Source organism: Dyella sp. 01N448, from assembly GCF_056399225.1.
The window spans coordinates 29,799-55,496 of record NZ_JBFTQX010000021.1 but is presented as its reverse complement, the minus strand read 5'-3'; the positions used below and the strand labels follow the sequence as shown (position 1 = coordinate 55,496).

Genomic DNA, 25,698 nt, shown 5'->3' with positions numbered 1-25,698 from the left:
CACCAGCCGGCCGTGCCCTCCGTGCAAAGCGGTCGCGCACAAGTGCGCTCCTACAAGTGAGGGCTATCGCGCGCTGCTGCTCGCCGGCGCCGGCAAGGTGGCGGCGCCCGGCGCGGCCAACGCGGGCGGCACCGGCACATCCTTCTTCTCGATCAAGGTGATCGTGGGCTTGTCCCAGCTGCCGGTGACCTTGTATCGCGCACTGGCGAAACGATTGATGCCGTGCCCCAGCAACCCCTGAGCCACGAAGCCGGCGGCAATACCGATCGGCCCACCGACAAACGCGCCGACCACCGGCAAGCTGTTGCCGGCATGCGGTATGGCAAGCACCTGCAGGTCATAGTCCTTGGCACGCAGGCCTGTGCGCCCGGTGATGGAGATCTCCGCTGCCGGACTGCGTATCTGCAGATTGTCGGTGTTCGCGTTCCCATCGCCCAATTTGAAATCGCCGGAAATGGCGTCGAAGGCCAGACCCTTGCCGAACACATCGCCGAAGTCGAATGACAGGCGACGCGGCAGTTCCAGCACGGACACCAGGCCGAACAGGCGCGCCACGCCGGGCGTCACTTCAGGCATGCGACCGTCAGTGATGTTGATGCTCAGCTTGCCGTCCATATTGCCCAGCTCCATCGCCGAGGGTGCGCCCGGCCAGGTGGCATCGAGCTGCGAACGGACCTTGCCGCCGGCTAGCAATCCTTCATAGCCGAAGGCACCGAGCATGTCGCCCATGTTCTCGGCGGCAAAATCGAAGCGCATGTGCGAGTGGCTGTCGTTCGCCGTGCCGTTCCAGTCGCCGACACCGTTGATCTGCACGCCGTGCGACAAGGTGCGTAGCTGGTCGATATGCATGCCCTTGTCGGTCGGCCACGTTTCCAGCCGGGCTTCGCCGAGTTTGGAATCACCGAAACGCAGGTCGTTCACCCAGAGATGGAACGGCGGCAGCGCCGACGGCGTGATGCCGGTGACGGCTGGATTGGGCGGCGCGGCTGACGCGCTGGCGCCCGGTTGTGCAGCCGTACTCTGCGCCGACGTTGCATCGGTGGCGCCACCGGCAGGCTTCTTCGGCGTCACTACATCCTTGGGCCAGTACAGGCGCTGCAATCGCGCAGTTACGCCGCGGCGCGTGAGATCGGCCAGCGGAATATTGAAACGACCCGCCAGCCCGGCGCTGTCGACGTCCACGACCAGGCCATCCGGCTGCGAGCTGGCGAGCAGGTGCATATCGGCAAACGGATGGCCAAACACCATCGCCTGTTCGGCCGTCACATCGATGCTCTCCAGCCCCGGGCCGTTGGCACTGCTGCCCGACGAGGCGTACTGCGTCCAGCCAGTCACATCGAGCTTGCCGGGTCGGCCTCGTATGCGAATACCCTTGTCGGGTACCGAATCGGGCGCCTTCGTGCCAAAGGCGAAGGTGGCTGCCAGCGACTGGCTGTCGTTCTGGGGAAGACGCAAGCGTGCGCGTACGACCTGCCCCACGCTCAGCTGCACGTCGCTGCCCTGCATGGGCAGATTCATCTCTACATGCAGCGGCAGCGTCCCCTCGGCCGACTTCTTCAACGGCGTGGGGAAATCGAGCGTCATGCCATTGAGCATCGAATCCACGCTCAATTGCTGCGTGCTGGCGGCCGAGCCCGGCGCCGTGAGGATGTTGAAACCGACGGTAAAGTCGCTACGCCCATCCGCTACCTGGTTCAGCCAGTCGAGCTGTTTGTAACCCTGGGTGAGCTCGGCCATGCTGAAACGGCCAGCGAGCTTGGCCGAGAGCACCGTATTGGGCTGCCCGGTGGCGCCGGCGATGGCCAGATCCAGCTTGGCCGGCTGACCGCGGAAACTCGTATCAAGCGGCCCCGCGTGGAAACCGGCCTTGTCGAAAGTCGCCGGGCCGGTGAGCTTGTCGAGCTTGAGGTTCCACTCCGGCGCGTCGAAATCCACGCCCTTCAATTGCGCACGACCATCGAGGATGAAGTTGCTGGAGTCCGCCACCGGCAAGGACAGGTGGAAATCGAAATCGCCGCTGCCGCCCAGCCGCAGCTTGGACAAGGTGTCCGCGTGATGGATGCCGATGGGGCTGCGCTGCACGAAGTCCATCATGCTGGCGCCCGTGCCGTTGCCGCTCACATTGAGGTCGAGCACGCTGTGGCCAAGTTCCGGAATGATCGCCACCGCGCGTTCGACCTTGTTGCCCAGCGACTCGCCGGCACTGGCTTCGACCAACATGCCGCCGTTGATGAAGTTGGCGACCGCCGTGACGTTCTGCGCATGCGGCCAGTCCCGGCCATAGTTGAGCTCCAACCCGCTGAGCTCGGCACGTCCCTCGAAGCGCCCTTCGTTGTGGTGGAACGGCCAATCCTTCAGGTCGCCGCGCACCAGCACATCGGCATGATCCATCTTGCCGTCGACCAATGCCTGGTCCAGCCACTGCACAGCGGCGGGCGACATCGAATCCACGGGCCAGAACAGCTTGGCGGCGACGATATCGGCATGGGAGATGGTGGCGTACAGATCCATGAATGGACGTCCACCCTCATTGGGCAACGCCACTTCGCCACGCGCTTCGCCGCCGAACCCCGCGCCTTCGAATGCAAATGCCTGCGTGCCGATATGCAACGCGTCGTCATCGCGCCAGAACGCCACATCGCCGCCCAGCTTCGACATCACGAACGGTTCGCGGAAGGTGTGCGGAAAGCGCACTACCGTGGCCTGCGCCGGCAGCGAGACGGCCATCGCCTGCGTATCGCCACGAAACTCGCCGTGGATGCCATCGATACCGGGCAACTTGCCGACCGGGTTGATCGCCACGTTGTCGAAGGAGACGTCGAGCGAGCGCAAACCTTCAGCGTGATTCCAGCCGAACTGCGCCTGTGTGATCTGGCCGCGCGGCTTTCCCGTCCCGACCCACTGCGCCAGGCCCGGCGACAACTGCGGCTTGAGCGCCAGCCAGGGCACCAGCGGCGCCAGTTGCAGGTTGCGCGCAACGACATCGACGCTGGCCTGATCGGTGTTCATGCCCTTCAGCGCAGCTACGGCGATACCGCCGTCATCCGCCGCCCAGCGTATGGTGTAACTGTCCTTGCCGATGGCCACTTCGGCCAGTCCATCGAGGCCCTCCGCGCTGGCGGTGGCGCCATCGGGATTGCCAAGTTTCAGATCGCTCAGATGAAAACGCGTGAGGCTGCGCACCACGCGCGCATCGCGCCAATCCAGCCAGCTTTCGAACGAACCGCTGCCGCTGTCGGCCGTATAGCCGGCCATATCGATGCCGGTGGACAAGGCGTGCAGGTCAAGATTGCTGCCGCTGATCCACAGCTTGCCGTCCGAACCGTCGTCGCTGAAATTGCCGGCGCCACGCAGTTGGCCCGGCGACCCTTCACGACGCAACAAGGCGCCGACGCGAATGCGGCTGCCCTGCCGACTCAGGCGCAGCTGGTCGGCCAGCAAGGTGAAATGACGATTGATGCGGTTATCTGTGATATCCAGCCGCGTATCGCTCAGCGACAAACCGATCGACAACTGGTTGAAGCCCGGCTTCTGTCGCTCGCCACCGCCCGCCAGGCCAAAGCCGTTGACGTGCCAGGTGCCATCGGTATCGCGGCTGAGGTCAAACTGCAGGCCACGCGCATGCAGGTTCACCACATGGCGCGATGGCAGCAACCAACCACCCGGATCAAGCTTGAGTTCCGCTTCGGGAATCTGCAGCGGCGCACCGCCGTCGCCCGACCCGATGGTGACGCCACGCATGACGAACATGGGACCGGACGGCTGCCAGCGACCTTCCATCGACTCGAAGGTCACCGGACGATGCAGTTTGGCGGCCAGCTGCGTCTCCACCCATGCAGGGTGCTTGGCCAGCAGCGGCAACAGCAGCTGGGCCAGTCCCATCAGCACGGCCAGCGAAATCACGGCCACGCCGACCACCCAGGCGACAGCCCGGGCGCAGAAATGAGTACGTTTCAACCAGGGTGCGCTCACGACTGGCTCGCGACGCGAAGCGCGGGGCGGCGCGTCTTACAGAAGAACCACATCGAACTGTTCCTGCGAATAATGCTCCTCGGCCTGAAAGCGTATGCTTTTGGAGATGAACTCTTCCAGTTCGGCCACTGCGGCGGACTCTTCTTCCAGGATGCGGCCGACCACGTTCGGGCTGGCCATCACCAGTAGTTTTTCGGTGTTGAACTGGCGCACGGCCCGGGTGATCTCACGGAAGATCTCGTAGGTCACGGTTTCGGCGGTCTTGAGCGTGCCCCGCCCGCTGCAGGCCGGGCAGGGTTCGCACAGCTGGCGTTCCAGGCTTTCGGTGGTGCGCTTGCGCGTCATTTCCACCAGGCCCAGGGCCGACATGGGGTAGACCGTGGTCTTGGCGTGGTCGCGCAGCAGCCCCTTTTCGAGCATGCGCAGCACCTGGCGCCGGTGCTCCTCGTCGGTCATGTCGATGAAGTCAATGATGATGATGCCACCCAGGTTGCGCAGTCGGAGCTGGCGTGCGGCGGCCTGCGCTGCTTCCAGATTCGTCCGGTAAACGGTTTCCTCCAGATTTCGCGTACCGACGTAACCGCCGGTATTCACGTCGATGGTGGTCATCGCCTCGGTCTGGTCGACGATCAGGTAGCCGCCGGACTTGAGCGGTACTTCTTTTTTCAGGGCGCGCTGGATTTCATCTTCGACGCCATAGAGGTCGAAAATCGGGCGCTCGCCCGAATAGTGCTCGATGCGGTCGTCCAGCTGCGGCATGAACTTGTGCACGAACTTGACGACCTTCTCGAAGGTCTCGCGCGAATCCACCCGCACCTTTTCGATATCGTCGTTGAGCATGTCGCGCAGGCTGCGCAGCGGCAGCGACAGCTCTTCGTAGACGCGCTCGCCGACCTTGGCCTTGACGATGTTCTCCTGCACCACGCGCCAGACCTTGCCCAGGTAGGTGACATCGAAGGCCAGCGATTCGGCGGTCTGCCCTTCCGCATTGGTGCGCACGATATAGCCCAGCGGGTTCTCGCCAATCAGCGAGGTGAGCACTTCCTTGAGGCGCTGGCGCTCGGCCTCCTCCTCGACCCGGGCCGAAATGCCCAGCGTGCGCGCATACGGCAGCAGCACCAGGTAGCGCGAAGGAATCGACAAGTGGGTGGACAGCCGGGCGCCCTTGGTGCCGATCGGGTCCTTGACCACCTGCACCACGATCTCCTGGCCTTCGTGCACCAGTTCGCTGATCGAAGGCGTATGACCGTTGCCGCTTGCCGCCACCTCCGCCCCTTCGGCGGCGGCCGGCACGGGCGGACGCACGATGTCCGAGGCATGCAGAAAAGCCGCACGCTCCAGTCCGATATCGACAAACACCGCCTGCATGCCGGGCATCACCCGCTGCACGCGCCCCTTGTACACATTGCCCACATAGCCGCGGCGGGAGGCCCGCTCGACGTGCACCTCCTGCAACATGCCGTTTTCAACCACGCCGACGCGTGTCTCGCGAGGGGTCACGTTGATCAGGATTTCTTCGCTCACCGGTGACTCCAATGCATGGACGATCTTTATAACGGCTGCATGCGCACACTGTCGATGCGTGAAAGAGGCTAGGCCGCGCGAGCTCCGCCACGTCGCCAACCAGCGCGCAAATCACGGGATTTCATGTACCGGCGAGTGTTCCATTAGCTGCGCAGGAATCGGCGGGCTATGCTTGTCCGGATGCCCGATCCCATCCTTCCTGATCTGCTGCGACCCGGCCTGGACCTGGTGTTCTGCGGCACCGCTGCCGGGCGACGCTCGGCCGAGCAGGCGGCCTACTACGCTCATCCGGGCAACCTGTTCTGGCGCGCGCTGCACGCCGTGGCGCTGACGCCGCGGCTGTTTGCGCCGGCCGAGTATCCGCAGCTCCCTGCGCTCGGCATCGGGTTGACCGATCTGGCCAAGCATCACGTGGGCAATGACGATGAGCTGCCGCGGGACGCTTTTGATGCAGCAGCACTGCGCGAGCGCATCGAACGCCATGCGCCCCGCGTGCTGGCCTTCACCAGCAAGGCCGCCGCACGTGCCGCGCTCGGGCGCGCGGCTGACTATGGCCTGCAGGAAGAACGCTACGGGCCGACGCAGCTGTTTGTGCTGCCCTCCCCGTCTGGCCAGGCGAGAGGCCATTGGGATCTTGCCCCCTGGCGCGCGCTCGCTGCCCTGGTAAGGGCGCGCTAGGCCTGCGTGTAGCTCTCCAGCGCCGACGCCAGATGATCGAACAGGCGCCGCACACGCAGGCTGGGACGCAGGTCCTCGTGCATCACCACCCAGGTCTCCAGCGCCAGCGACACGTCGGCCGGGAATAGCCGGATCAACTGTGCATCCCGCTTCGCCAGGTTCACCTGCATGATGCCGATGCCGAAGCCCGCGCGAATCGCGGCCAGGGCGGCCAGATCGCTGTCCGTGCGCAGGGCGAAGTGTTCCCGCGCATAAGGCACGCCCTGGGGACGCAGCCGACGGATATAGGGTGTTTCGGTATCGAAGCCGATCAACGCATGCCCGGGCAGTTCCGCCAGCGTCTGCGGAAAGCCGTGCGATTCCAGGTAGCGCTTATGGGCGAACATGCCCAATTCCACGCGCCCCACGTGACGGGCGATCAGCGCGTCCTGGGTGGGCTGGTGCATGCGGATGGCGATGTCGGCATCGCGTCGCAGCAGGTCGGCGGCCTGGTTGGACGGCGCCAGCTCGATCACGATGCCCGGATGGCGTTCGCGGAAGTCGGCCAGCATCGACGGTAGCACCTCGGCGGCGATCACCTCGCTCGCCGTCAGCCGCACTGTGCCACTGACCTCGCCACGACCAGCTGAGGCCGTACGCTGCAGCGCAGCCGAGGCCGAGGCCATGGCCTGCGCGTGCGGCAGCAGCTCCCGCGCCAGCTCCGTGGGCACCAGGCCTTGCGGCGACCGGGCAAACAGCGCCGCGCCCAGCGTCGATTCCAGCTCACGCATGTGGCGCCCAAGGCTGGGCTGGGTCATGTCCAGCGCGCGGGCCGCACCCGACAGGCTGCCTTCCCGCATCACGGCGAGAAAAGACCGATAAAGCTCCCAACCGGGTTCCACGTTGGCCATGCATATTTTTATAGCAGATCTTCGCCGATCGGCAATTTTCTTTTAGCTGCCGGGCTCGCAAGCTGTGGCCCTCCCCAACGAGGACTTGTCATGCAATCACAGCGTACGGCTCTAGTGATCGGCGCCAACGGCGGGATTGGCCAGGAAACCTGCACGGCCCTGCTGCGACGCGGCTGGCGCGTGCGCGCTCTGGTCCGCCAGGTCCCGGAAGCGGGTCCGAACACCATCGACTGGCGCATCGGCGACGCCATGCAGCGCGCCGACGTGCTCGAGGCCGCGGCCGGCGTGGCGGTGATCGTCCACGCCGTGAATCCACCGGGTTACAAGGCTTGGAACCGACTGGTGCTGCCCATGGTGGACAACACCATCGCCGCCGCCCAGGCGAATGGCGCCCGCATCGTGCTGCCGGGCACCGTCTACAACTACGGTCCGGACGCCTTTCCCCTGCTTGGCGAGAAGGCGCCGCAGCATCCACGCACCCGCAAGGGCGAGATCCGCGTCGAGATGGAGCGCCGTTTGCAGGCCGCCGCGCAGACAGGTGCCCACGTGCTGGTGCTTCGCTGCGGTGACTTCTTTGGACCGCGCGCCGGCAACAACTGGTTCGCGCAGGGTTTGCTGCAGGCCGGCAAGCCGGTCACGCGCATCGCTTATCCCGGCGACTACAGCATCGGCCATAGCTGGGCCTATTTGCCGGATGTCGCTCAGACGCTGGCACGCCTCCTCGATCGCGAAGCGGAGTTGGCACCGTTTGAGCGCTTTCATTTCGGCGGCTACTGGGTCGACGGGCACGCCATGCTCGACGCCGTGCGTCATGCCGCCGGCGACGACACGATCAAGGCTGGGCGTTTTCCCTGGTGGCTGGCGCAGCTCGCCTCGCCGTTCAACGAAACCATGCGCGAGCTCTGCAAGATGCGCTATCTGTGGCGCGACCGCGTCCAGCTCGACGATGCCAAGCTCAAGGCGTTCCTTGGAAACGAGCTCTATACGCCATTCGACCAGGCGGTTCGCGCAGCACTTGTCGGTGCCGGCTGCATCAGCAAGGTCGCCGGCCACGCAGATGCGCCGGCGTGATACGCGCAGCGCCGATCAGTCGATCGGCGTGTGGCGGTATTTGCCGACGTCGCGCTCCATCACCACCGAGGCGGAGTTCGTCCACGACCTGCGGATGTAGGTCACCACCGCCGCAACATCGGCGTCGCTCAATTGCTGCGCGAACGGCGGCATCGAATAAGGCCGCGGATTGCCCTTGGTCACAGGCGCAAATCCGCCCAGCAGGACCACGCGCATCGCATTGATGGCGGTCGGCTCATTCACCGAAGAATTGCCATTGAGCGGCGGATAGACACCCGCCACGCCGTTGCCGTCCTTGCCGTGGCAATCCGCGCAACGCTGTTCGTACACCTTCGCGCCCTGCGCCATGATGGCGTGCGTGTCGAGCAACGATTCCTGCGACTTTGTTGCGGCCCGCGGCGGCAAGGATTGCAGATAGGTGGCGATCGCACGCAGGTCTTCATCGTGCAGATGCTGCGTGCTCTGCATCACCACGTCGGCCATGGGGCCAAACGCCGTGCCGCGCGCGGACTGACCCGTCTTCAGCAGATCGACGATGTCCTGCTCGCTCCAGCCGGCAAGGCCGCCATTGGCTTGCATGCTCAGATCCGGCGCGTACCAGTTTTGCGCGGGAATCTGTCCGCCGGCCAGCGAAGCCTTGCCTTCCTGCCCGCCCAAGGAATCGCGCGGTGCATGGCATTCGTTGCAATGGCCCAAGCCCTGCACGAGATATGCACCGCGATTCCATGCATCGGATTTCGACGCATCGCGCTGGAACTCGCCTTCATGGAAATACAACGCGCGCCACGCCTTCAGCCCGCTGCGCACGCTGTATGGAAATTCCAGCGTCGGTTGTTGCGCTGGCGCATGCACGGGCGCCAACGATTGCAGATAGGCGAACATCGCCAACGCATCGTCGCGCGACACCTTGGTGTAGGAGGTATAGGAGAACACCGGATACAGCAATTCACCCTGGCGTCCCTTGCCGCTGTGCAGCGCCTGCCAGAAATCCTCGAAGCTCCAGTCACCCAACCCAGTCGCGTGATCAGGCGTGATATTGGGCGAGGGAATATTGCCGAACGGCGTCGGCAGCACGCGTCCACCTGCGTAACGCTCGCCACCTTGGGCGGTGTGGCACGACGCGCAATCACCCACCGCTGTGAGGTATTCGCCCTTCGCGATCAGCGCCGGATCCTTCAAGCTCGCTGTATCGGCCCTGCTGGTGGATGGCGCCACGGAAGGCTGCGCCTCATGCTGGAACCACCACCAGCCACCGGCCAGCAGCAGAACCACGACAACGATGATTGCCATGCGCTTCATGCGCCGTCTCCCTTGTCGCCAAGCACGCCACAACGAAGCGGCGGCGTCACCGACCCTGGCGCCTGCGCGTGCATGTCGGCCGGCAGTGCACGGCTGGCCAGCCATGCCGACACGGCGGTGATGTCCGAGTCGCTCAGGCGATTGGCGATTTCCGCCATGCAGTCCGGTGCCGTCATCGCTCGCGTTTTTGTCCGCCATGAGCCGAGCTGCGAGCTCAGGTAGTCGTACGGCAAGCCGACCAGTCCCGGAATATCGGGCTGCACGCCGGTGAGCTGACTGCCATGGCAAGACTGGCAAGCGGGAATCTGGCGCGACGGATCACCATGCAGCACCAGCGTTTCGCCGCGCTCTTGCGCTTGCGCGGTGATGCGGGGCAACGGTGAAGGCGCGTAAGGAACCTCTTGCGCGGCGAAGTACTCGGCAATCTCGTGCATGTATTCGGGGCTGAGCTGCCGCACGGTGTATTCCATCGGACCGTACTTGCGCAGGCCCAGCTGGAAATCCTTCAGCTGGCGCGCGAGATAGCCGGCGGGCTTACCCGCCAGGCGCGGAAAAAATCCGCTTTCCGGCGTGCCTTCACCATGCGCGCCGTGGCAGGCGGTGCATGCAGCAATGCGTTGCTGCAGCGTGTCGGGAATAACAGGATGCGGCGCGTCCTGTGCGTGGGCCAGGCCAACATGCGCCAACAAGATCAACGCCATCCATGCGCCCCATGCGCGCCCGGCCTGCGACCACTTCGCTGAAAGGGTTTTCATGTTTCCCCGACCTACGCGTGAGTGCGCGGCGAGAACGTGCCGCGCCGCAACGGTGGTCGATTATAGGCGCGCATCCACGCTGTGCAGGATCAAACCATCAGACGGCGCGATTTAGCGACATCATGCCGCACAAGCTTGATCCCGGTGCTGTCGATTTCCCGTGTGGGTCAGGCCGACACCGCTCGATCCAGCGGCGGCATCTGCAGCGAAGCCGGCGTGTCGACGCGCAACGCGTCGTGCAACAGCAGGGTCACCCCAAGATGATCCTGGCTCTCGCGTTCGTGCACCACGCCACCGTAGATGAGCGCGCGTTCGCGCACGGTGGCCATGCCCTGTCCATTGGTGCCGAGCAGCGATACGAGCTGGCGCCATTCGGGTACTGGCCGACCGCGCTGCGCAGGCGCCGAGCGAACGGCGCTCATGCGCAACACTACCCAGCGCCGGCCGTGCGAGCAGCCGCCGCGAATATGTACGCGCACGCGCTTCATCGGCTCGCGCGCCAGCATGTACACCAGCACTTCGCAGGCCTGGCGGTAGAGCATCATGTGGACGTCGGGCGCCAGCAGGTTGAGGCCGCTGCCGGTGAGCGTGCAGCTGTAGGCCGCGCCCACCAGCGAGGCGGCCTTCGACAATGGACCGCTCTCGAAGGTCGCCGCCAAACCATGTTCACGCCACGCGCGCGGATGCAGGGCGTCGGCGAGGCGCTGCATTTCCAGCTGGGTCAGATCCAGATGCCGTGCATAGGTCTGCTCCATGCTGGCCGGCAGCACCGGCCGCAGGCGCTCCATCATGCGGTGCTGGCCATCGCGCATCGACTGGCCCAGGCGATCGAGCGACTCGGCCACGTGGCGCAGGCGCAACTCCTCCTGATAAAGGCCTTGCTGCGCCAACAGGAATCCACGCAGGCTCTCGTTGCTTTCCAGGCGCCCGTCCTGATCACCGACCGACTTCGGCGCCAGGCGTGCGCCCAGCATGATCAAGCTGGAGACGGCGAAGGAAATGAGTGCCTGCGCCTGCATGACGGCCGGGTCGCGCTCCACCGTCATGGTGAGCTCGACGGCGATGCTGGCGAGCAGGCCACCGATGGCCGCACCCTGCCAGCCCAGGCGCAGGGTGAGCCATGCCACTGGCAGGAACATGGCCATGCGGGCGACGGCCACCACCTCATCGCCAAGCTGGGTCGAGGCCAGCCAGATCAGCAGCAGCAGCGACGGCACCACGCCCTTCAGGCAATCGATCAATGCATCTCGCTTAATCGAGGGGGCACCCACCACCTGCCGACCCGACCAACTCAGCCAGGCGAATACTGGCGGAACCAGGGTCAGCGCACCAAGGTAACTGCCCAGGAAATACTCGAGCACCGTGTGCACGGTCAGCGGATGCGGTTTTTCGCTTGCCCGGAACGTCATCGTGGCAAACGAAGCGCTATTGACCAGAGCGCTGACGGTACTGCCGGCAAGAATGCAGGTCATGATCGCGGTGATGTTCACCCGGCCGTCCGCCCACACAGGCACGCGGCGCCGGCACCAGGCAATGACCGGTGCGGTCACCAGCATCGGCGACACAGTGACCGAAAGTGCCCAGAGTGTTCCAAAACGGTCATGGTAGGCCCAACCCAGCCCGATCAGGGGGATCGTCTCGCCGATGATCATGGCCGGCCAGTAGCGATACGGCACCACCAGCAGACACAGCAGGCGCAGGCCGGCAATCATGTTCCAGTGGGACGTGGAGATTTCCTTGAGCAGCGAGAAACCCACCGCATAAGCGACGACAACGCCGACCTGGCGAAGCTTTGCGTGGAGCGCCGCACGTTTCCCTGCGTCGCCGTATTCTTTCGTTGCCGTGCCCATCGAGTGGTGCCAAACCCCTGTTTCAATAAACGCGTGAGACCGATCCAGGCGTTGCGGAGCGGTGAGATCGGGCCGTCAGCGAGTCGCCGATTGTCGCAGGAAACGTCCTACGCAACGCGCTGCATCGCGGCAGTCGCGGGCCTTTGCCGTTCTCCATGCAAAAACAAAGCCCGGCGACGGGGCCGGGCGCTGATTTTCACATCTTTTTTTGCAGGTTCACGCGCACAGCCGGTCAGCGCGGCGACGAGCCGACGGATTTGCGCACGATCAACATGGCCAGCTCCAGCGACTGCTCGTAGTTGAGCCGCGGGTCGACCATGGACTTGTAGGCGCGATCAAGATCCGCCTCGTTGAGATCGCGGGCGCCACCCATGCATTCGGTCACGTCTTCGCCGGTCAATTCCAGATGCACGCCGCCCAGTCGCGTTCCCGAGGCCGCATGGATATCGAAGGCCTGGTCCAGCTCGCCCCGGATATTGTCGAAACGGCGCGTCTTATACCCATTGGAGGTGGTTTCGGTATTGCCATGCATGGGATCGGCCACCCACAGCACACGGCGCCCTTCCCGCCTGACGGCCTCGAGCAACGGCGGCAGTGCACTGCCGATGAGACCATTGCCCATGCGGTGGACCAAGGTGAGGCGGCCGGGCTCGTCTTCCGGGTTCAAGGCATCGATGACGGGCAGCAATTGATCCGGCGTGACCGAGGGCCCCACCTTCACCGCGATCGGATTGCGAATGCCACGGAAATATTCAACATGGGCGCCATCGAGCGCCGCGGTACGCATGCCGATCCACGGAAAGTGCGTGGACAGGTTGAACCAACCCTGGTGCCGCGGCACCTTGCGCGTCAGCGCCTGCTCGTAGTGCAACAACAGCGCTTCGTGCGAGGTGAAGAAATCCACGCGGGAGAAACCGGCAATCGGCCCGGCCAGCGTTTCCATGAAACGCAATGAATCTCCGATGGCCGCGACCATGCGGCGATATTCGGCCGCCAGCGGCGAGTGCTCGACCCAGGCCAGATCCCAGTATTCAGGATGGTGCAGATCGGCAAAACCGCCATCGATCAGCGCACGCACAAAATTCATGGTCAGCGCCGAATGCGCATGCCCCTGAATCAGGCGCTGCGGGTCGGCTCGACGCGCTTCAGGCGTGAACTCCGGTCCATTGACCACGTCGCCGCGAAAACTCGGAAGGGTCACGCCATCGCGCGTCTCGTGATCGGTCGAGCGCGGCTTGGCGTATTGGCCGGCAAACCGGCCCACGCGCAGCACCGGCTTCTTCAGCCCATGCACCAGCACCAGGCTCATCTGCAACAGCACCTTGAGCCGGTTGGAAATGATCGGGCTGGTGCAGTCGGCGAAACTCTCGGCGCAATCGCCGCCCTGCAGCAGGAAACGTTGCCCTTCCTGCGCTTCGGCCAGCGCTTTCTTGAGGGACAGCACTTCCCACGAGGTGACCAGCGGAGGCAGCGTGGCCAGCTGATCGGTGGCGCGCGCCAGTTCGGCGGCGTCCTCATAGAGCGGCTGCTGCAACGCCTGGCGGCCCTGCCAACTTTGTGGCGACCAGCCTTCCAGATCTGCAGAGGGTGAAGGCTTGACGGGCATGACCTGCGACATAGAAAACGACCTTGCTCAGACTCGCTTGCGTGTGGCGGCGACGACCGCCGCGATCACCAGCAGCACATACCACATCAGCGTCCACGCCGGCATGGGCAGGCCAAGCACCGGTTCGATCTTGGCGCACTCGCCCGAGCCGGTGAACACCAGTTTTAGCACTTTGGCGAACGGGAACGTATCCATCATGTAGCCGAGATTCGGGCCACATGCGGGAATCTGATCGGCAGGCAGCGTCTGCAGCCAAAGATGGCGCGCCGCCGTGACGATGCCGCCCAGGGCGCCCAGCAGGACGCCACCGGTATAAATCCAGCGCGCGCCCCCGCGCGGTGCATGCAAGCCGCCGAGCAGGAAAAACACGGCCATCACCATGAAGGCGATGCGCTGAAAAATACACAGCGGACACGGGATCATGTTGAGCACGTGCTCGGCGTACAGGGCAAAGCCCAGCAGAGCCACGCAGATGAAGAAACCGGCGAAGCAGGTGGCGCGATACGACCAACGGAAAGGGTTCATGACCTGACTGTGCTGCAATGCGAAAGCGGACATTACCCGCTTGCCCCGCCCCTGTCAGCCCTGCCGATTCACCCACGCGCTGGTGGCGCAGTCGCAGGTCGGCGGCGTGCTCGCCAAACCGCAACTCCCCGCGGCCGCGGTCAGCTGAAATGCCACGCCGAGGCGCTTGCGCGTCCCATGGCAGCACTCCCACTCCCTGCCCCAAAAAGCAAAAACCCCGGCAGGTTGCCCTGCCAGGGTTTTGCAAAACACTTGTTGCTACCGATTACTCGGCAGCTTCGTCGGTCTGCGGGCGATCGACCAGCTCGACGTACGCCATCGGAGCGTTGTCGCCCGGGCGGAAGCCGCACTTGAGGATGCGCAGGTAGCCGCCGGGACGGGTCTGGTAACGCGGACCCAGCTCGACGAACAGCTTGCCGACGGCCTGCTTGTCGCGCAGACGCGCGAAAGCGAGACGACGGTTGGCAACGCCATCGGTCTTGGCGAGCGTGATGAGCGGCTCGGCGACGCGACGGAGTTCCTTCGCCTTGGGAAGGGTGGTGCGGATCAGCTCGTGCTTGATCAGCGACGCGGCCATGTTCTTGAACATGGCTTCGCGGTGGCTGCTCGTGCGGTTGAGCTTGCGACCGGATTTCTGGTGGCGCATGGCAATACTCTCTATGTCTGTTGTTATGAAAAGCCGGCGGTTAGGTCCGACTTCCCGCGGTTACCCGCTGATGAAGCCCTTGGTACTACGGGCTCTTATTGAGCAAGACGGCCAAGCTGGCCGTTTCAGGTGTCTGCAAAATCCGAGGGTAGAACACTCGTCAGAGCACCAATACCGGCGACCAAAGTAGTCACCCAAAACATCATGCGGTTTTGATACCGCTTTAGCAGCTGGCGAGCGCACCGAAGTACGCTCGCCAGTTTGCCGTTACAGCCGGCAGTCGCGAACGACCGCCAAAACACTTAACCCAGCTGCATGCCGTGGGACAGACCCGGCGGCGGCCAGTTTTCAAGCTTCATACCGAGCGCGAGACCACGACCACCCAGCACGTCCTTGATTTCGGTCAGGGACTTCTTGCCGAGGTTCGGCGTCTTGAGCAGTTCGACTTCCGTCTTCTGCACCAGGTCGCCGATGTAGTAGATGCTCTCGGCCTTCAGGCAGTTAGCCGAACGCACGGTGAGCTCCAGATCGTCGATCGGACGCAGCAGCAGCGGATCGAAACCGCCCTTCTCCGCCTTGTCGGTGGCGCTCTCGCGACGCGAGAAGTCACCGAACACCGACAGCTGGTCGTTGAGGATTTCAGCGGCCTTACGAACCGCGTCTTCCGCACCGATGGTGCCGTTGGTTTCAATGTCGAGCACGAGCTTGTCGAGGTTGGTGCGCTGCTCAACGCGAGCGGCGTCAACTTCGTAGGCAACACGCAGGACCGGCGCGAACGACGCGTCGAGCTGCAGGCGGCCAATCGGACGAGCCTCGTCATCCGGATGCTGGCGCGAGCTGGCCGGCTGGTAGCCGACGCCGCGACGCACCTTCAAACGCATGTTGAGGGCAATGTCCTTGGTCAGGTGGCAGATCACATGCTCGGGGTTGATGATTTCCACCGAGTGGTCGACGGCGATGTCGCCGGCGGTGACCACGCCCTTGCCCTTCTTGGACAAGGTCAGGGTGACTTCATCACCCGAATGCTGGCGAATCGCCACGTCCTTGAGGTTGAGCAGGACTTCAATGACGTCCTCCTGCAGGCCTTCCAGGGTGGTGTACTCGTGCAGCACGCCATCAATTTCCACCTCGACGATGGCAGAGCCAGGGATCGAGGAGAGCAGCACGCGGCGCAGCGCGTTGCCCAGGGTGTGGCCAAAACCACGCTCGAGCGGCTCGACCACCACCTTGGCGCGGTTGGCTCCGAGTTGCTCGACGCTGAGGCCGCGAGGGCGCAGCACGCTAGTTGACGAAACTGCCATGCAGGGCTCCGGTTGATTACTTCGAGTAGAGCTCGACGATCAGGCTCTCGTTGATGTCGGTCGGCAGATCGCCGCGGTCCGGCATCGACTTGAACGTACCTTCGAACTTCTTGCTGTCGACTTCGACCCACTGCGGACGCAGGTCCATGGTGTCGAACACGGTTGCCGCTTCCTGCACGCGCAGCTGAGTGCGCGCACGCTCGGTCAGTGCAACCGCGTCGCCCGGACGGACCTGGTACGAGGGGATGTTCACCTTCTTGCCGTTGACCAGCACAGCCTTGTGGCTGACCAGCTGACGGGCCTGGGCGCGGGTGACCGCGAAACCCATGCGGTAAACAACGTTGTCCAGACGGCTTTCGAGCAGGCGCAGCAGGTTCTCGCCGGTGTTGCCCTTGAGGGTCGACGCCTTGGAGTAGTAGTTGCTGAACTGACGCTCGAGCACGCCGTAGATGCGCTTGACCTTCTGCTTTTCACGCAGCTGGTTAGCGTAATCGGACATGCGCATGCGCTTGTTGGCGCCATGCTGGCCGGGCTTGTTTTCCAGCTTGCACTTGGAGTCCAGCGCGCGCGCCGGGCTCTTCAGGCTGAGATCTGCACCCTCACGACGGGCGAGTTTGCAGGTAGCTCCACGATAACGGGCCATGGGTATGCTCCTTAGACTCGACGCTTCTTGGGGGGACGGCAGCCGTTATGCGGAATCGGCGTGACGTCGATGATGTTGAGCACCTTGTAGCCCAGCGCGTTCAGCGAACGCACGGCGGACTCACGACCCGGACCCGGGCCCTTGATGCGCACTTCCACGGTCTTCACACCGTAGTCGCCAGCAGCGCGGCCAGCCTTTTCGGCGGCAACCTGGGCAGCGAACGGGGTCGACTTACGCGAGCCGCGGAAACCCGCGCCGCCGGCAGTCGCCCACGACAGGGCATTGCCCTGGCGATCGGTGATGGTGACGATGGTGTTGTTGAAGGAGGCCTGCACGTGGGCCACGGCATCCGTGACAACGCGCTTGATCTTCTTCTTGGTCTTGACAGGCTTAGCCATGTTCGGAATCCGTTACTTCTTGATGGCGCGACGCGGACCCTTACGGGTGCGTGCATTGGTACGCGTGCGCTGGCCGCGCACCGGCAGACCACGGCGGTGACGCAGACCGCGGTAGCAACCCAGATCCATCAGACGCTTGATGGCAATACCCACCTCGCGACGCAGATCGCCTTCAACGACGTACTTGCTGATTTCGTGGCGGATCTTCTCCACCTCGCCTTCACTCAGGGACTTGATCTGGGTGGTGGGAACCACGCCAGCGTCCGCGCAGACCTTCTTGGCCCGGCTGCGGCCGATCCCGTAAATGCTCTGCAGGCCAACCCAGACATGCTTCTGGACCGGCAAATTGACACCCGCGATGCGCGCCATGATGTACTTTCTCCGATGCGTTTCGTGCGCGGTAAACGCGCAATTCTAACCTTAAACAACCCATTAGGAAAGCCCTGCGGTACCTGGGGTACCGCCGCCCTCCGACTTAGACCAACTTCACACCACCCCAGCAGCCATCAGTTGCGGCGGAGGTTGGCCTTCTTCAGCAGGCTTTCGTACTGGTGACTGACCAAGTGCGCCTGCACTTGAGCAGTGAAATCCATCACCACGACCACGACGATGAGCAGAGAGGTGCCACCGAAGTAGAACGGGACGTGCCACGCTTTTTGCATAAACGATGGAACCAGGCAGACCAGCACCAGGTACAGCGCGCCGACACCGGTAAGACGGGTCATCACGTTGTCGATGTAGTCAGCCGTGGAGCGGCCCGGGCGGATGCCCGGAATCAAGGCGCCGGAGCGCTTGAGGTTGTCCGCCGTCTCCTGGGAGTTGAACACGATCGCCGTATAGAAGAAGGCGAAAGTGATCACCAGCACCGCGAAGACGATGTCGTACAGCGGTTCGCCCGGGGTCAGCGCCTGGGTCAGCTCGGTGATCCAGCGCGCCTGATGACCCTGGCCGAACCAGGTAGCAGCAGTCGCCGGGAACAACAGCAGGCTCGAAGCGAAGATCGGCGGGATCACGCCGGCCATATTGACCTTCAGCGGCAGGTGCGAGGTCTGGTTCATGTAGGCCCGCTGCCCACCGGAACGACGCGCGTAGTTCACGGTGATGCGCCGCTGGGCGCGCTCCATGTACACCACGAACGCTGTCACCAGCAGGATCACGGCAACCACCATGAGCATCTTGATGACCGAGAGCTCACCGTTGTTGGCCATGCTCAGCGTGTGCGCCACCGCACCGGGCAGGCCGGAGACGATGCCGGCGAAGATCAGCAGCGAAATGCCGTTGCCGATACCGCGCTCGGTGATCTGCTCACCCAGCCACATCAGGAACATCGTGCCGGCCGTCAGGCCAACCACCGACGACATGACGAAACCCATGCCAGGCGTATACACCACCGGCGCGCCACCCAGGGCGGTCTGCTTCTGCAACGCCATGGCGATGCTGAACGCCTGAAATGCCGCCAGGCCTACCGTGCCAAAGCGGGTGTACATGGTCATCTTGCGACGACCAGACTCACCCTCTTTACGCAGCGCCTGCAGGCTCGGGATCACCGAACCCATCATCTGCACCACGATGGAGGCAGAGATGTACGGCACCACGCCGAGCGCGAACACCGAGAAACGTGCCAGCGAGCCACCCGAGAACATGTTGAACATGTTCATCAGGCCGCCGCCCTGCTCGATCAGGTTCGTCATGGCTTCCGGGTTGACGCCGGGAACCGGGATGAAGGAACCGAGACGGAAGACAATCAGCGCACCAATCACGAAGAAGATGCGCTGACGCAGTTCCGTCAGCTTGCCGAGCGATCCGAGCGATGTGCCCTGGGCTGACGCCACGTGATTACTCCACGCTGCCGCCGGCAGCTTCGATCGCTGCCTTGGCGCCGGCCGTAGCCAGCACGCCCGACAGCTTCACGGCGCGGCCGATTTCGCCCTTGAGGACAACCTTCACCTTCTTGGCATGGCTGTCGATCAAACCAGCCTGATGCAGCGCGATCGTGTCGATCACGTCAGCCTTCAGGGTGGCCAGCTGGTACAGGAACACTTCCTGGCTTTCTTTCTTCTTCAGCGAGCGGAAGCCAACCTTCGGCAGGCGACGCTGCAGCGGCATCTGACCGCCTTCGAAACCGTACTTGTGGGTGCCGCCCGCGCGAGCGTGCTGACCCTTGTGACCGCGACCGGCGGTCTTGCCCAGGCCCGAACCGATACCGCGACCCACGCGAAGGCGGGTCTTGCGGGAGCCGGCGGCCGGCTTGATGTCGTTAAGACGCATGGTGATTACTCCTCAACCCGCACGAGGTAATAGACCGTGTTGATCAGGCCGCGGACCTGCGGGCTGTCCTTCAGTTCACGGACGTCATTGAGCTTGCTCAGGCCGAGCGCCTTCACGCTCAGGCGATGGCGGCTCTGCACACCGCGCAGGCCCTTGACCAGGCGCACGCGCACGGTGGCGGCGGTTTCGTTGTTCTTAGCCATTGCCCAGCACCTCTTCCAGGGTCTTGCCACGCTTGGCAGCGATCTGCTTCGGCGAGGCAACGGCCTGCAGGCCCTTGATGGTCGCGCGGACCAGGTTGATCGGGTTACGCGAACCAACGGCCTTGGCGAGCACGTTCTTCACGCCCACCACTTCCAGCACAGCGCGCATGGCGCCGCCGGCGATCACGCCAGTACCTTCGGAAGCCGGCTGCATGAACACGCGGGCTGCGCCGTGGTTGGCCTTGATGGCGTACCACAGGGTGCCGTTGTTCAGGTCGATACTCACCATCTGGCGGCGGGCGCGTTCCATGGCCTTGGAGATGGCGACCGGCACTTCACGCGCCTTGCCATAACCAAAACCCACGCGGCCTTCGCCGTCGCCGACCACGGTCAGCGCAGTGAAGCTCATCTGGCGGCCACCCTTGACGGTCTTGGCCACGCGGTTAACGGCAATCAGCTTCTCGAGCAGGCCGTCTGAATTTTCGCGATCGGTAGAAGACATGTTTTTTTCCATGTGCCCGGCAAACCGGGACTTTTACTTGCGGCTGAGCCGCTTGGAGTTGTGGGTACTTCAGCTGGCATCAAGTGCCGGCGAACCGGCACCCGATACCAAGCGGCCTTAGAACTTCAGGCCGGCTTCGCGGGCCGCATCGGCCAGCGCCTTGATGCGACCGTGGTAGCGGAAGCCCGAGCGATCGAACGCCACGGACTCGATACCAGCGGCCAGCGCACGCTCAGCCACGGCCTTGCCGACAGCGGCGGCAGCGGTGAGGTTCTTGGTGCCCTTGAGGCCTTCAGCAACCGACTTCTGCACGGTGGAGGCAGCAGCCACCACGTTCGTGCCCGAAGCGTCGAACACCTGTGCGTACAGGTGCTGACCGGTGCGATGCACCGACAGGCGAGCCACACCGAGCTTGCGGATGTGGGAGCGAGTCGACTTGGCGCGACGCAGGCGGGATTCGTTCTTGTTCATCGTCATAGTTCCTAGAAGCGGATCGACAAGCAGCTTTAGCCTTTTTGAAGAGTGCAGCCATGGATGGCTGCTCTTTCGCGAGGGACCGCTTACGCCTTCTTGGCTTCCTTCAGGGTGATCTTCTCGCCGGAGTAGCGCACGCCCTTGCCCTTATAGGGTTCCGGCGGACGGAAGCCACGGATCTTGGCGGCCACCTCGCCCACGCGCTGCTTGTCCGAACCCTTGATCAGGATTTCGGTCTGCGTCGGGGTTTCGATGGTGATGCCTTCGGGCGCTTCGAACACGACCGGATGCGAGAAGCCCAGGGCAATGTTCAGCGACTTGCCGGCCATCGAAGCACGGTAGCCCACGCCGACCAGCTCGAGCTTGCGCTCGTAACCGTCGGACACGCCCTTGACCATGTTGGCCAGCAGCGCGCGCAGGGTGCCACCGAACTTGTCGTCCGCGCCTTCGGCGAGAACAATGTTGGCCACGCCATTGTCGATATTGATCGAGGCGCCCGGCAGGTGATGGATCGCCAGGGTGCCCTTCGGGCCCTTGACGGAAATGCCGTTGGCGTCGGACTTGACTTCAACGCCCTTGGGCAGGTTGATCGGTTGTTTGGCTACGCGGGACATCGTCGGCTCCTTATGCGACCTGGCCGATGACTTCGCCGCCCAGACCCTTCGAACGGGCCTGCGCGTCGGTCAGCAGACCGGCGGAAGTCGAGATGATCGAGATACCCAGGCCACCGAGGACCTTCGGCAACTCGTCCTTGCCGCGGTAGACGCGGAGACCGGAACGGCTGACACGGGCAATGGTTTCGATAGCCGGACGGCCTTCGAAATACTTGAGCTTGATCTCGAGCACCGGCTTGCCTTCCACGGAGGAGGCCTTGGCGTCGAGGATATAGCCCTCATTCTTGAGAAGGTTGGCGATGGCCACCTTCAGCTTCGACGACGGCATGTTTACGGTCTGCTTGCCCGTGAGCTGGGCATTGCGGATGCGCGTAAACAGATCGGCGATGGGATCAGTCATGCTCATGAAAACATCCTTCAGAGTGCACCGATATCCGAAAAACCGGAAATCAATTCAATTGTGAGCCGGCACAGTGCCGACCTGCGGAACGCAGACCGACGACTATAACAGCTTTTTCCGACTTTGCGAACAGCAGCGCATAAATCGCGCCAACGGCGGCAGGCTGTGCCCACCGCCGCATCGAACGCCAACGGGCCGAAACCCGTCAACGCCCTGTTTGGGGTATTACCAGCTGGCCTTGCGCAGGCCAGGCACGTCACCACGCATGGTGGCTTCGCGCAGCTTGTTGCGGCCCAAGCCGAACTTCTGATACACGGCGCGCGGACGGCCGGTCAGAGCACAGCGGGTGCGCTGGCGAGACGGGCTCGCATCGCGCGGCAGCTTCTGCAGCTTGGTCTGGGCTTCCATCTTCTCGTCATACGAGGCGTTGGGGCTCAGCACGATCGCCTTCAGTTCGGCGCGCTTGGCGGCGTACTTCTTGACGAGCTTGGTCCGCTTGATATCGCGGTTGACCATCGAGGTCTTTGCCATGGATAGATATCTCTCGCGTGTATCAGTTGCGGAACGGGAAGCTGAAGGCTTCCAGCAGCGCTTTGGCTTCGTCGTCCGACTTGGCGGTGGTGGTGATGGAGATATCCATGCCACGCATCGCGTCGACGGCGTCGAAGTCGATTTCCGGGAAGATGATCTGCTCTTTGACGCCGAAGTTGTAGTTACCGCGGCCGTCAAAAGCGCGACCCGACACACCACGGAAGTCGCGCGTACGCGGCAGCGAGATGTTGATCAGGCGATCGAGGAATTCCCACATCTGCGCGCGGCGCAGGGTGACCTTGCAGCCGATCGGCCAGCCGTCGCGGATCTTGAACGAGGCAACCGACACGCGGGCCTTGGTCTGGATCGGCTTCTGGCCGGCGATCTTGGCCATGTCGGCCACGGCGTTTTCGAGCACTTTCTTGTTGCCCGCCGCTTCGCCCACGCCCATGTTCAGCGTGATCTTGGTGATGCGGGGAACCTGCATCACGTTCTGGTAACCAAAGCGCTCGGTGAGCTTCTGGATGACCTGGTCTTTGTAAAAGTTTTCGAGACGCGTCGTCATAGTTAATTCCTTACGCGTCCACGACTTCGCCGGAGGACTTGAACACGCGCACCTTACGCCCATCAGAGAGCGTCTTGGCGCCAACGCGTTCACCCTTGCCCGTGGCGGAGTTGAACAGCTGGACGTTGGAGAGGTGGATCGAAGCCTCACGCTCGACGATGCCACCGGCCTGGTTGGCCTGCGGATTCGGCTTGGTGTGACGCTTGACCAGGTTCACGTTGGAGACGAACACGCGGTCGCCATCAACGCGCAGCACGTCGCCGCGCTGACCCTTGTTTTTGCCGGTGATCACGAGGACCTGATCACCCTTGCGGATACGGTTCATGGTCTAGTCTCCGCTCAGAGCACTTCGGGCGCGAGGGAGACGATCTTCATGAACTTCTCGCTGCGCAGCTCGCGAGTGACCGGCCCGAAGATACGGGTGCCAATCGGCTCGAGCTTGTTGTTGAGGAGGACCGCTGCGTTGCCGTCGAAACGGATCAGCGAGCCATCGGGACGGCGCACACCCTTGGCGGTACGAACCACCACGGCGTTGTACACCTCGCCCTTCTTCACCTTGCCGCGGGGGATGGCATCTTTCACGGTGACCTTGATAACGTCACCGATCGCGGCGTAACGGCGCTTGGAGCCGCCGAGCACCTTGATGCACATCAGTTCGCGAGCACCGCTGTTATCGGCCGCGGATAGCGTGCTTTGCATCTGGATCATGTCTGCACCCTCCCTTAGACGTTAGCGCGCGTGATGATTTCGACCACGCGGTGATGCTTGGTCTTGGACAAGGGACGGCATTCTGCAATGCGGACCAGGTCGCCCTCGTTCGCGCCCAGGTCGTCCTGTGCGTGAAGCTTGGTCGAACGACGGATGATCTTGCCGATCAGCGGATGCTGTTCCTGGCGCTCGATCAGGACCGTCACGGTCTTGTCCATCTTGTTACTGATGACGCGGCCCTCGAGGGTGCGCGTCTGCTTTTGGTTGTCGCTCATATCAGCCGTCCCTTACTTCTTTCCGCCGAGCACGAACTTCGTGCGGGCGATGTCGCGCCGAACGCGGCGCAGCTGGTGCGGCTGATTGAGCTGGCCGGTGCCCTTCTGCATGCGCAGATTGAACTGCTCTTTACGCAGATCCAGCAGATGCTTGTTCAGCTCGTCGGCCGACTTGGTGGTCAAATCTTTGATGGCCATATCACATCACCGCCCGGGTCACGAATTGGGTCTGGACCGAGAGCTTGGCGGCGGCCAGGCGGAACGCCTCGCGTGCCGTCGCCTCGTCGATACCCTCGATTTCATAGAGCATGCGGCCCGGCTGGATCGGAGCGACCCAGTATTCGACGCCACCCTTACCGGCACCCATTCGAACTTCGATGGGCTTCTTGGTGATGGGCTTATCCGGGTACACACGGATCCACAGCTTGCCGCCGCGCTTCACAAAACGGGTGATGCAACGACGACCGGCTTCGATCTGACGAGCGGTCAGGGCGCCAAAGGTGGTTGCCTTCAGACCGAACTCGCCAAAGCTGACGAGGTTCGAGGAGAAAGCCAGACCATCGTTACGGCCCTTGAACTGCTTACGGTATTTGGTTCGCTTAGGTTGCAGCATGGCAACTCTCCTTACTTCGCCGTCCGCTCGCGACGGCCTTCACCGCCCTCGCGACGCCCTTCACGACGACCCTCACCACCCTCACGGCGCGGCTGGGACTGCTCTTCCTTCGACTCCTGGCCGGCTGCTGCAAGGTCGAAGATTTCGCCCTTGTAGATCCACACCTTGATGCCGATGACGCCGTAGGTCGTATGAGCCTCGGCGGTGCCGTAGTCGATGTCGGCGCGCAGCGTATGCAGCGGCACGCGACCTTCGCGGCTCCATTCGGAACGAGCAATCTCAGCGCCGTTCAAACGGCCAGAGACATTGATCTTGATACCCAGTGCGCCCAGGCGCATCGCGTTGCCGACCGAGCGCTTCATGGCGCGGCGGAACATGATGCGACGCTCCAGCTGCTGCGCGATCGACTCGGCAACCAGCTGTGCGTCCAGCTCAGGCTTACGGACTTCACTGACGTTGATGTGCGCCGGAACGCCCATCAGGTCACTGACTTCCTTACGCAGCTTCTCGATATCCTCGCCCTTCTTGCCGATCACCACGCCCGGACGGGCGGTGTGAATCGTCACGCGTGCGGTCTTGGCCGGACGCTCGATGAGGATCTTGGAGATGCCGGCCTGGGCCAGCTTCTTGCGCAGCATCTCGCGGACCTTGAGGTCAGCAGCGAGGTACTGGGCGTATTCGCCCTTATTGGCGTACCACTTCGAGTTCCAGTCCTTGGCAATGCCGAGGCGGATACCGGTGGGATGAACTTTATGACCCATCGTCTACGTCCTCTTTAGTTGCCAACGACCACAGTGATGTGGCTCGTGCGCTTCAGGATGCGGGAACCGCGACCCTTGGCGCGGGCGTACATGCGCTTCATCGCCGGACCTTCGTCGACGAAGATGCGCGCGACCTTCAGGTCGTCGACGTCGGCGCCGAGATTGTTCTCAGCGTTGGCGACAGCCGACAACAGCACCTTGCGAACAAGGGCTGCGGCCTTCTTGTTGGTGAACTGGAGCACGTCGCTGGCTCGGCCCACGGGCATGCCGCGGACCAGGTCAGCCACCAGGCGTGCCTTCTGCGCCGAAATGCGGGCGCTGCGCAGGATCGCTTTGGCTTCAGTGCTCATCACTTGCCCTTCTTGTCGCCGCCATGGCCCTTGAACGTACGGGTCGTCGCGAACTCGCCGAGCTTGTGCCCGACCATGTTCTCGTTGACCAGCACAGGGACATGCTGACGGCCGTTGTGGATGGCGATGGTCAGGCCGACCATTTCCGGCAGGATCATCGAGCGGCGCGACCAGGTCTTGATCGGACGCTTGTTATTGGCGGAAACGGCGGCTTCCACCTTCTTTACGAGGTGCAGGTCGACAAACGGACCTTTCTTTAGAGAGCGCGGCATGATC

The 25,698-nt window shown here is 63.3% G+C and carries 32 protein-coding genes; 2 read left to right on the top strand and 30 right to left on the bottom strand.

Annotated elements, in window-relative coordinates; genetic code table 11:
• Positions 1-63: 63 nt before the first annotated feature.
• Both AC1DKY_RS20390 and rng read right to left on the bottom strand, forming a co-directional pair.
• On the bottom strand, positions 64-3,957 hold the full coding sequence (locus tag AC1DKY_RS20390) for a YhdP family protein (protein WP_441605447.1): 3,894 nt from the start codon (positions 3,955-3,957) through the stop codon (positions 64-66).
• A 51-nt stretch (positions 3,958-4,008) separates the two neighbouring features.
• Positions 4,009-5,496: a ribonuclease G gene (gene rng, locus AC1DKY_RS20385; protein WP_441605446.1), complete on the bottom strand. Its 1,488-nt coding sequence runs from the start codon at positions 5,494-5,496 to the stop codon at positions 4,009-4,011.
• A 168-nt stretch (positions 5,497-5,664) separates the two neighbouring features.
• Here rng and AC1DKY_RS20380 point away from each other — a divergent pair, with 168 nt between their 5' ends.
• Positions 5,665-6,174, top strand: a complete 510-nt coding sequence (locus AC1DKY_RS20380; protein ID WP_441605445.1) for a mismatch-specific DNA-glycosylase — start codon at positions 5,665-5,667, stop codon at positions 6,172-6,174.
• Here the strand turns inward: AC1DKY_RS20380 and AC1DKY_RS20375 are convergent.
• Positions 6,171-7,064 carry a LysR family transcriptional regulator gene (locus AC1DKY_RS20375; protein ID WP_441605444.1) on the bottom strand — a complete coding sequence of 298 codons (894 nt, stop codon included), beginning with the start codon at positions 7,062-7,064 and terminating at the stop codon, positions 6,171-6,173. The two genes, AC1DKY_RS20380 and AC1DKY_RS20375, sit on opposite strands and share 4 nt — an antisense overlap.
• A 90-nt stretch (positions 7,065-7,154) precedes the next feature.
• Between AC1DKY_RS20375 and AC1DKY_RS20370 the strand changes: the two genes are divergently transcribed.
• On the top strand, positions 7,155-8,135 hold the full coding sequence (locus tag AC1DKY_RS20370) for an NAD-dependent epimerase/dehydratase family protein (protein WP_441605443.1): 981 nt from the start codon (positions 7,155-7,157) through the stop codon (positions 8,133-8,135).
• A gap of 15 nt (positions 8,136-8,150) precedes the next feature.
• Here the strand turns inward: AC1DKY_RS20370 and AC1DKY_RS20365 are convergent, their stop codons facing one another.
• The 27 genes from AC1DKY_RS20365 to rpsS form a co-directional block, all read right to left on the bottom strand.
• Positions 8,151-9,434, bottom strand: coding sequence for a c-type cytochrome (locus AC1DKY_RS20365; protein ID WP_441605442.1), 1,284 nt, complete (start codon positions 9,432-9,434; stop codon positions 8,151-8,153).
• Complete coding sequence (locus AC1DKY_RS20360; protein ID WP_441605459.1) at positions 9,431-10,135, bottom strand: c-type cytochrome; 705 nt, start codon at positions 10,133-10,135, stop codon at positions 9,431-9,433. The genes AC1DKY_RS20365 and AC1DKY_RS20360 overlap by 4 nt, the downstream gene beginning before the upstream one ends.
• A gap of 221 nt (positions 10,136-10,356) precedes the next feature.
• On the bottom strand, positions 10,357-12,039 hold the full coding sequence (locus AC1DKY_RS20355) for an MASE1 domain-containing protein (RefSeq protein WP_441605441.1): 1,683 nt from the start codon (positions 12,037-12,039) through the stop codon (positions 10,357-10,359).
• 232 nt (positions 12,040-12,271) lie between these two features.
• The gene (locus AC1DKY_RS20350) at positions 12,272-13,657 is read right to left on the bottom strand and encodes a class II 3-deoxy-7-phosphoheptulonate synthase (RefSeq protein ID WP_441605440.1); all 1,386 of its coding nucleotides are present in this window, start codon (positions 13,655-13,657) and stop codon (positions 12,272-12,274) included.
• A gap of 15 nt (positions 13,658-13,672) precedes the next feature.
• Positions 13,673-14,170 (bottom strand): disulfide bond formation protein B, encoded by a 498-nt coding sequence (locus AC1DKY_RS20345; RefSeq protein ID WP_441605439.1) that lies wholly within the window; start codon positions 14,168-14,170, stop codon positions 13,673-13,675.
• A gap of 265 nt (positions 14,171-14,435) precedes the next feature.
• Positions 14,436-14,816 carry a 50S ribosomal protein L17 gene (gene rplQ / locus AC1DKY_RS20340; RefSeq protein ID WP_121881660.1) on the bottom strand — a complete coding sequence of 127 codons (381 nt, stop codon included), beginning with the start codon at positions 14,814-14,816 and terminating at the stop codon, positions 14,436-14,438.
• Positions 14,817-15,118: 302 nt separating this feature from the next.
• Positions 15,119-16,117, bottom strand: coding sequence for a DNA-directed RNA polymerase subunit alpha (locus tag AC1DKY_RS20335; RefSeq protein WP_441605438.1), 999 nt, complete (start codon positions 16,115-16,117; stop codon positions 15,119-15,121).
• A gap of 16 nt (positions 16,118-16,133) precedes the next feature.
• Entirely contained in the window at positions 16,134-16,760 is a 627-nt protein-coding gene (rpsD, locus tag AC1DKY_RS20330; RefSeq protein WP_046972894.1) for a 30S ribosomal protein S4, read from the bottom strand.
• An 11-nt stretch (positions 16,761-16,771) separates the two neighbouring features.
• Complete coding sequence (gene rpsK, locus AC1DKY_RS20325) at positions 16,772-17,158, bottom strand: 30S ribosomal protein S11 (protein WP_007513384.1); 387 nt, start codon at positions 17,156-17,158, stop codon at positions 16,772-16,774.
• Between the two features lie 12 nt (positions 17,159-17,170).
• Positions 17,171-17,527, bottom strand: coding sequence for a 30S ribosomal protein S13 (gene rpsM / locus AC1DKY_RS20320; protein ID WP_046972895.1), 357 nt, complete (start codon positions 17,525-17,527; stop codon positions 17,171-17,173).
• Between the two features lie 137 nt (positions 17,528-17,664).
• On the bottom strand, positions 17,665-18,990 hold the full coding sequence (gene secY, locus AC1DKY_RS20315; protein WP_441605437.1) for a preprotein translocase subunit SecY: 1,326 nt from the start codon (positions 18,988-18,990) through the stop codon (positions 17,665-17,667).
• A 4-nt stretch (positions 18,991-18,994) separates the two neighbouring features.
• The gene (rplO, locus tag AC1DKY_RS20310; protein ID WP_199045596.1) at positions 18,995-19,432 is read right to left on the bottom strand and encodes a 50S ribosomal protein L15; all 438 of its coding nucleotides are present in this window, start codon (positions 19,430-19,432) and stop codon (positions 18,995-18,997) included.
• Complete coding sequence (gene rpmD, locus AC1DKY_RS20305) at positions 19,432-19,629, bottom strand: 50S ribosomal protein L30 (protein WP_046972898.1); 198 nt, start codon at positions 19,627-19,629, stop codon at positions 19,432-19,434. The genes rplO and rpmD overlap by 1 nt, the downstream gene beginning before the upstream one ends.
• Positions 19,622-20,131 carry a 30S ribosomal protein S5 gene (gene rpsE, locus AC1DKY_RS20300; protein WP_046972899.1) on the bottom strand — a complete coding sequence of 170 codons (510 nt, stop codon included), beginning with the start codon at positions 20,129-20,131 and terminating at the stop codon, positions 19,622-19,624. Before rpsE ends, rpmD begins: the two co-directional genes overlap by 8 nt.
• A gap of 117 nt (positions 20,132-20,248) precedes the next feature.
• On the bottom strand, positions 20,249-20,608 hold the full coding sequence (gene rplR / locus AC1DKY_RS20295; protein ID WP_441605436.1) for a 50S ribosomal protein L18: 360 nt from the start codon (positions 20,606-20,608) through the stop codon (positions 20,249-20,251).
• Positions 20,609-20,691: 83 nt separating this feature from the next.
• On the bottom strand, positions 20,692-21,219 hold the full coding sequence (gene rplF / locus AC1DKY_RS20290; protein ID WP_441605435.1) for a 50S ribosomal protein L6: 528 nt from the start codon (positions 21,217-21,219) through the stop codon (positions 20,692-20,694).
• A gap of 10 nt (positions 21,220-21,229) precedes the next feature.
• Entirely contained in the window at positions 21,230-21,625 is a 396-nt protein-coding gene (gene rpsH / locus AC1DKY_RS20285) for a 30S ribosomal protein S8 (protein ID WP_441605434.1), read from the bottom strand.
• 219 nt (positions 21,626-21,844) lie between these two features.
• Entirely contained in the window at positions 21,845-22,150 is a 306-nt protein-coding gene (rpsN, locus tag AC1DKY_RS20280) for a 30S ribosomal protein S14 (protein ID WP_441605433.1), read from the bottom strand.
• 22 nt (positions 22,151-22,172) lie between these two features.
• A complete protein-coding gene (rplE, locus tag AC1DKY_RS20275) occupies positions 22,173-22,715 on the bottom strand; it encodes a 50S ribosomal protein L5 (RefSeq protein WP_441605432.1) in 543 nt (180 codons plus the stop codon).
• Between the two features lie 10 nt (positions 22,716-22,725).
• Positions 22,726-23,040 (bottom strand): 50S ribosomal protein L24, encoded by a 315-nt coding sequence (gene rplX / locus AC1DKY_RS20270; RefSeq protein ID WP_441605431.1) that lies wholly within the window; start codon positions 23,038-23,040, stop codon positions 22,726-22,728.
• Positions 23,041-23,054: 14 nt separating this feature from the next.
• Positions 23,055-23,423, bottom strand: a complete 369-nt coding sequence (rplN, locus tag AC1DKY_RS20265; protein WP_038620422.1) for a 50S ribosomal protein L14 — start codon at positions 23,421-23,423, stop codon at positions 23,055-23,057.
• A gap of 14 nt (positions 23,424-23,437) precedes the next feature.
• Positions 23,438-23,698: a 30S ribosomal protein S17 gene (gene rpsQ, locus AC1DKY_RS20260; protein ID WP_038620426.1), complete on the bottom strand. Its 261-nt coding sequence runs from the start codon at positions 23,696-23,698 to the stop codon at positions 23,438-23,440.
• Positions 23,699-23,710: 12 nt separating this feature from the next.
• Positions 23,711-23,896, bottom strand: coding sequence for a 50S ribosomal protein L29 (rpmC, locus tag AC1DKY_RS20255; protein ID WP_046972906.1), 186 nt, complete (start codon positions 23,894-23,896; stop codon positions 23,711-23,713).
• Between the two features lies 1 nt (position 23,897).
• Positions 23,898-24,311, bottom strand: a complete 414-nt coding sequence (rplP, locus tag AC1DKY_RS20250) for a 50S ribosomal protein L16 (RefSeq protein ID WP_019464892.1) — start codon at positions 24,309-24,311, stop codon at positions 23,898-23,900.
• A gap of 11 nt (positions 24,312-24,322) precedes the next feature.
• The gene (gene rpsC, locus AC1DKY_RS20245; protein WP_121881668.1) at positions 24,323-25,072 is read right to left on the bottom strand and encodes a 30S ribosomal protein S3; all 750 of its coding nucleotides are present in this window, start codon (positions 25,070-25,072) and stop codon (positions 24,323-24,325) included.
• Between the two features lie 14 nt (positions 25,073-25,086).
• Positions 25,087-25,422 carry a 50S ribosomal protein L22 gene (gene rplV / locus AC1DKY_RS20240; RefSeq protein ID WP_046972908.1) on the bottom strand — a complete coding sequence of 112 codons (336 nt, stop codon included), beginning with the start codon at positions 25,420-25,422 and terminating at the stop codon, positions 25,087-25,089.
• Positions 25,422-25,694, bottom strand: coding sequence for a 30S ribosomal protein S19 (gene rpsS / locus AC1DKY_RS20235; protein ID WP_046972909.1), 273 nt, complete (start codon positions 25,692-25,694; stop codon positions 25,422-25,424). Before rpsS ends, rplV begins: the two co-directional genes overlap by 1 nt.
• Positions 25,695-25,698 lie beyond the last annotated feature (4 nt).

Excerpts from the sequence above, each read along its gene's own strand:
- AC1DKY_RS20380 (WP_441605445.1), top strand. The coding sequence starts at position 5,665 with ATGCTTGTCCGGATGCCCGATCCCATCCTTCCTGATCTGCTGCGACCC.
- AC1DKY_RS20375 (WP_441605444.1), bottom strand. The coding sequence starts at position 7,064 with ATGGCCAACGTGGAACCCGGTTGGGAGCTTTATCGGTCTTTTCTCGCC.
- AC1DKY_RS20370 (WP_441605443.1), top strand. The coding sequence starts at position 7,155 with ATGCAATCACAGCGTACGGCTCTAGTGATCGGCGCCAACGGCGGGATT.
- AC1DKY_RS20365 (WP_441605442.1), bottom strand. The coding sequence starts at position 9,434 with ATGAAGCGCATGGCAATCATCGTTGTCGTGGTTCTGCTGCTGGCCGGT.
- AC1DKY_RS20360 (WP_441605459.1), bottom strand. The coding sequence starts at position 10,135 with ATGGCGTTGATCTTGTTGGCGCATGTTGGCCTGGCCCACGCACAGGAC.
- AC1DKY_RS20355 (WP_441605441.1), bottom strand. The coding sequence starts at position 12,039 with ATGGGCACGGCAACGAAAGAATACGGCGACGCAGGGAAACGTGCGGCG.
- AC1DKY_RS20350 (WP_441605440.1), bottom strand. The coding sequence starts at position 13,657 with ATGTCGCAGGTCATGCCCGTCAAGCCTTCACCCTCTGCAGATCTGGAA.
- AC1DKY_RS20345 (WP_441605439.1), bottom strand. The coding sequence starts at position 14,170 with ATGAACCCTTTCCGTTGGTCGTATCGCGCCACCTGCTTCGCCGGTTTC.
- rplQ (WP_121881660.1), bottom strand. The coding sequence starts at position 14,816 with ATGCGCCACCAGAAATCCGGTCGCAAGCTCAACCGCACGAGCAGCCAC.
- AC1DKY_RS20335 (WP_441605438.1), bottom strand. The coding sequence starts at position 16,117 with ATGGCAGTTTCGTCAACTAGCGTGCTGCGCCCTCGCGGCCTCAGCGTC.
- rpsD (WP_046972894.1), bottom strand. The coding sequence starts at position 16,760 with ATGGCCCGTTATCGTGGAGCTACCTGCAAACTCGCCCGTCGTGAGGGT.
- rpsK (WP_007513384.1), bottom strand. The coding sequence starts at position 17,158 with ATGGCTAAGCCTGTCAAGACCAAGAAGAAGATCAAGCGCGTTGTCACG.
- rpsM (WP_046972895.1), bottom strand. The coding sequence starts at position 17,527 with ATGGCGCGCATCGCGGGTGTCAATTTGCCGGTCCAGAAGCATGTCTGG.
- rpmD (WP_046972898.1), bottom strand. The coding sequence starts at position 19,629 with ATGGCTAAGAACAACGAAACCGCCGCCACCGTGCGCGTGCGCCTGGTC.
- rpsE (WP_046972899.1), bottom strand. The coding sequence starts at position 20,131 with ATGTCTTCTACCGATCGCGAAAATTCAGACGGCCTGCTCGAGAAGCTG.
- rplR (WP_441605436.1), bottom strand. The coding sequence starts at position 20,608 with ATGACGATGAACAAGAACGAATCCCGCCTGCGTCGCGCCAAGTCGACT.
- rplF (WP_441605435.1), bottom strand. The coding sequence starts at position 21,219 with ATGTCCCGCGTAGCCAAACAACCGATCAACCTGCCCAAGGGCGTTGAA.
- rpsH (WP_441605434.1), bottom strand. The coding sequence starts at position 21,625 with ATGAGCATGACTGATCCCATCGCCGATCTGTTTACGCGCATCCGCAAT.
- rpsN (WP_441605433.1), bottom strand. The coding sequence starts at position 22,150 with ATGGCAAAGACCTCGATGGTCAACCGCGATATCAAGCGGACCAAGCTC.
- rplE (WP_441605432.1), bottom strand. The coding sequence starts at position 22,715 with ATGACGACGCGTCTCGAAAACTTTTACAAAGACCAGGTCATCCAGAAG.
- rplX (WP_441605431.1), bottom strand. The coding sequence starts at position 23,040 with ATGAACCGTATCCGCAAGGGTGATCAGGTCCTCGTGATCACCGGCAAA.
- rplN (WP_038620422.1), bottom strand. The coding sequence starts at position 23,423 with ATGATCCAGATGCAAAGCACGCTATCCGCGGCCGATAACAGCGGTGCT.
- rpsQ (WP_038620426.1), bottom strand. The coding sequence starts at position 23,698 with ATGAGCGACAACCAAAAGCAGACGCGCACCCTCGAGGGCCGCGTCATC.
- rpmC (WP_046972906.1), bottom strand. The coding sequence starts at position 23,896 with ATGGCCATCAAAGATTTGACCACCAAGTCGGCCGACGAGCTGAACAAG.
- rplP (WP_019464892.1), bottom strand. The coding sequence starts at position 24,311 with ATGCTGCAACCTAAGCGAACCAAATACCGTAAGCAGTTCAAGGGCCGT.
- rpsC (WP_121881668.1), bottom strand. The coding sequence starts at position 25,072 with ATGGGTCATAAAGTTCATCCCACCGGTATCCGCCTCGGCATTGCCAAG.
- rplV (WP_046972908.1), bottom strand. The coding sequence starts at position 25,422 with ATGAGCACTGAAGCCAAAGCGATCCTGCGCAGCGCCCGCATTTCGGCG.
- rpsS (WP_046972909.1), bottom strand. The coding sequence starts at position 25,694 with ATGCCGCGCTCTCTAAAGAAAGGTCCGTTTGTCGACCTGCACCTCGTA.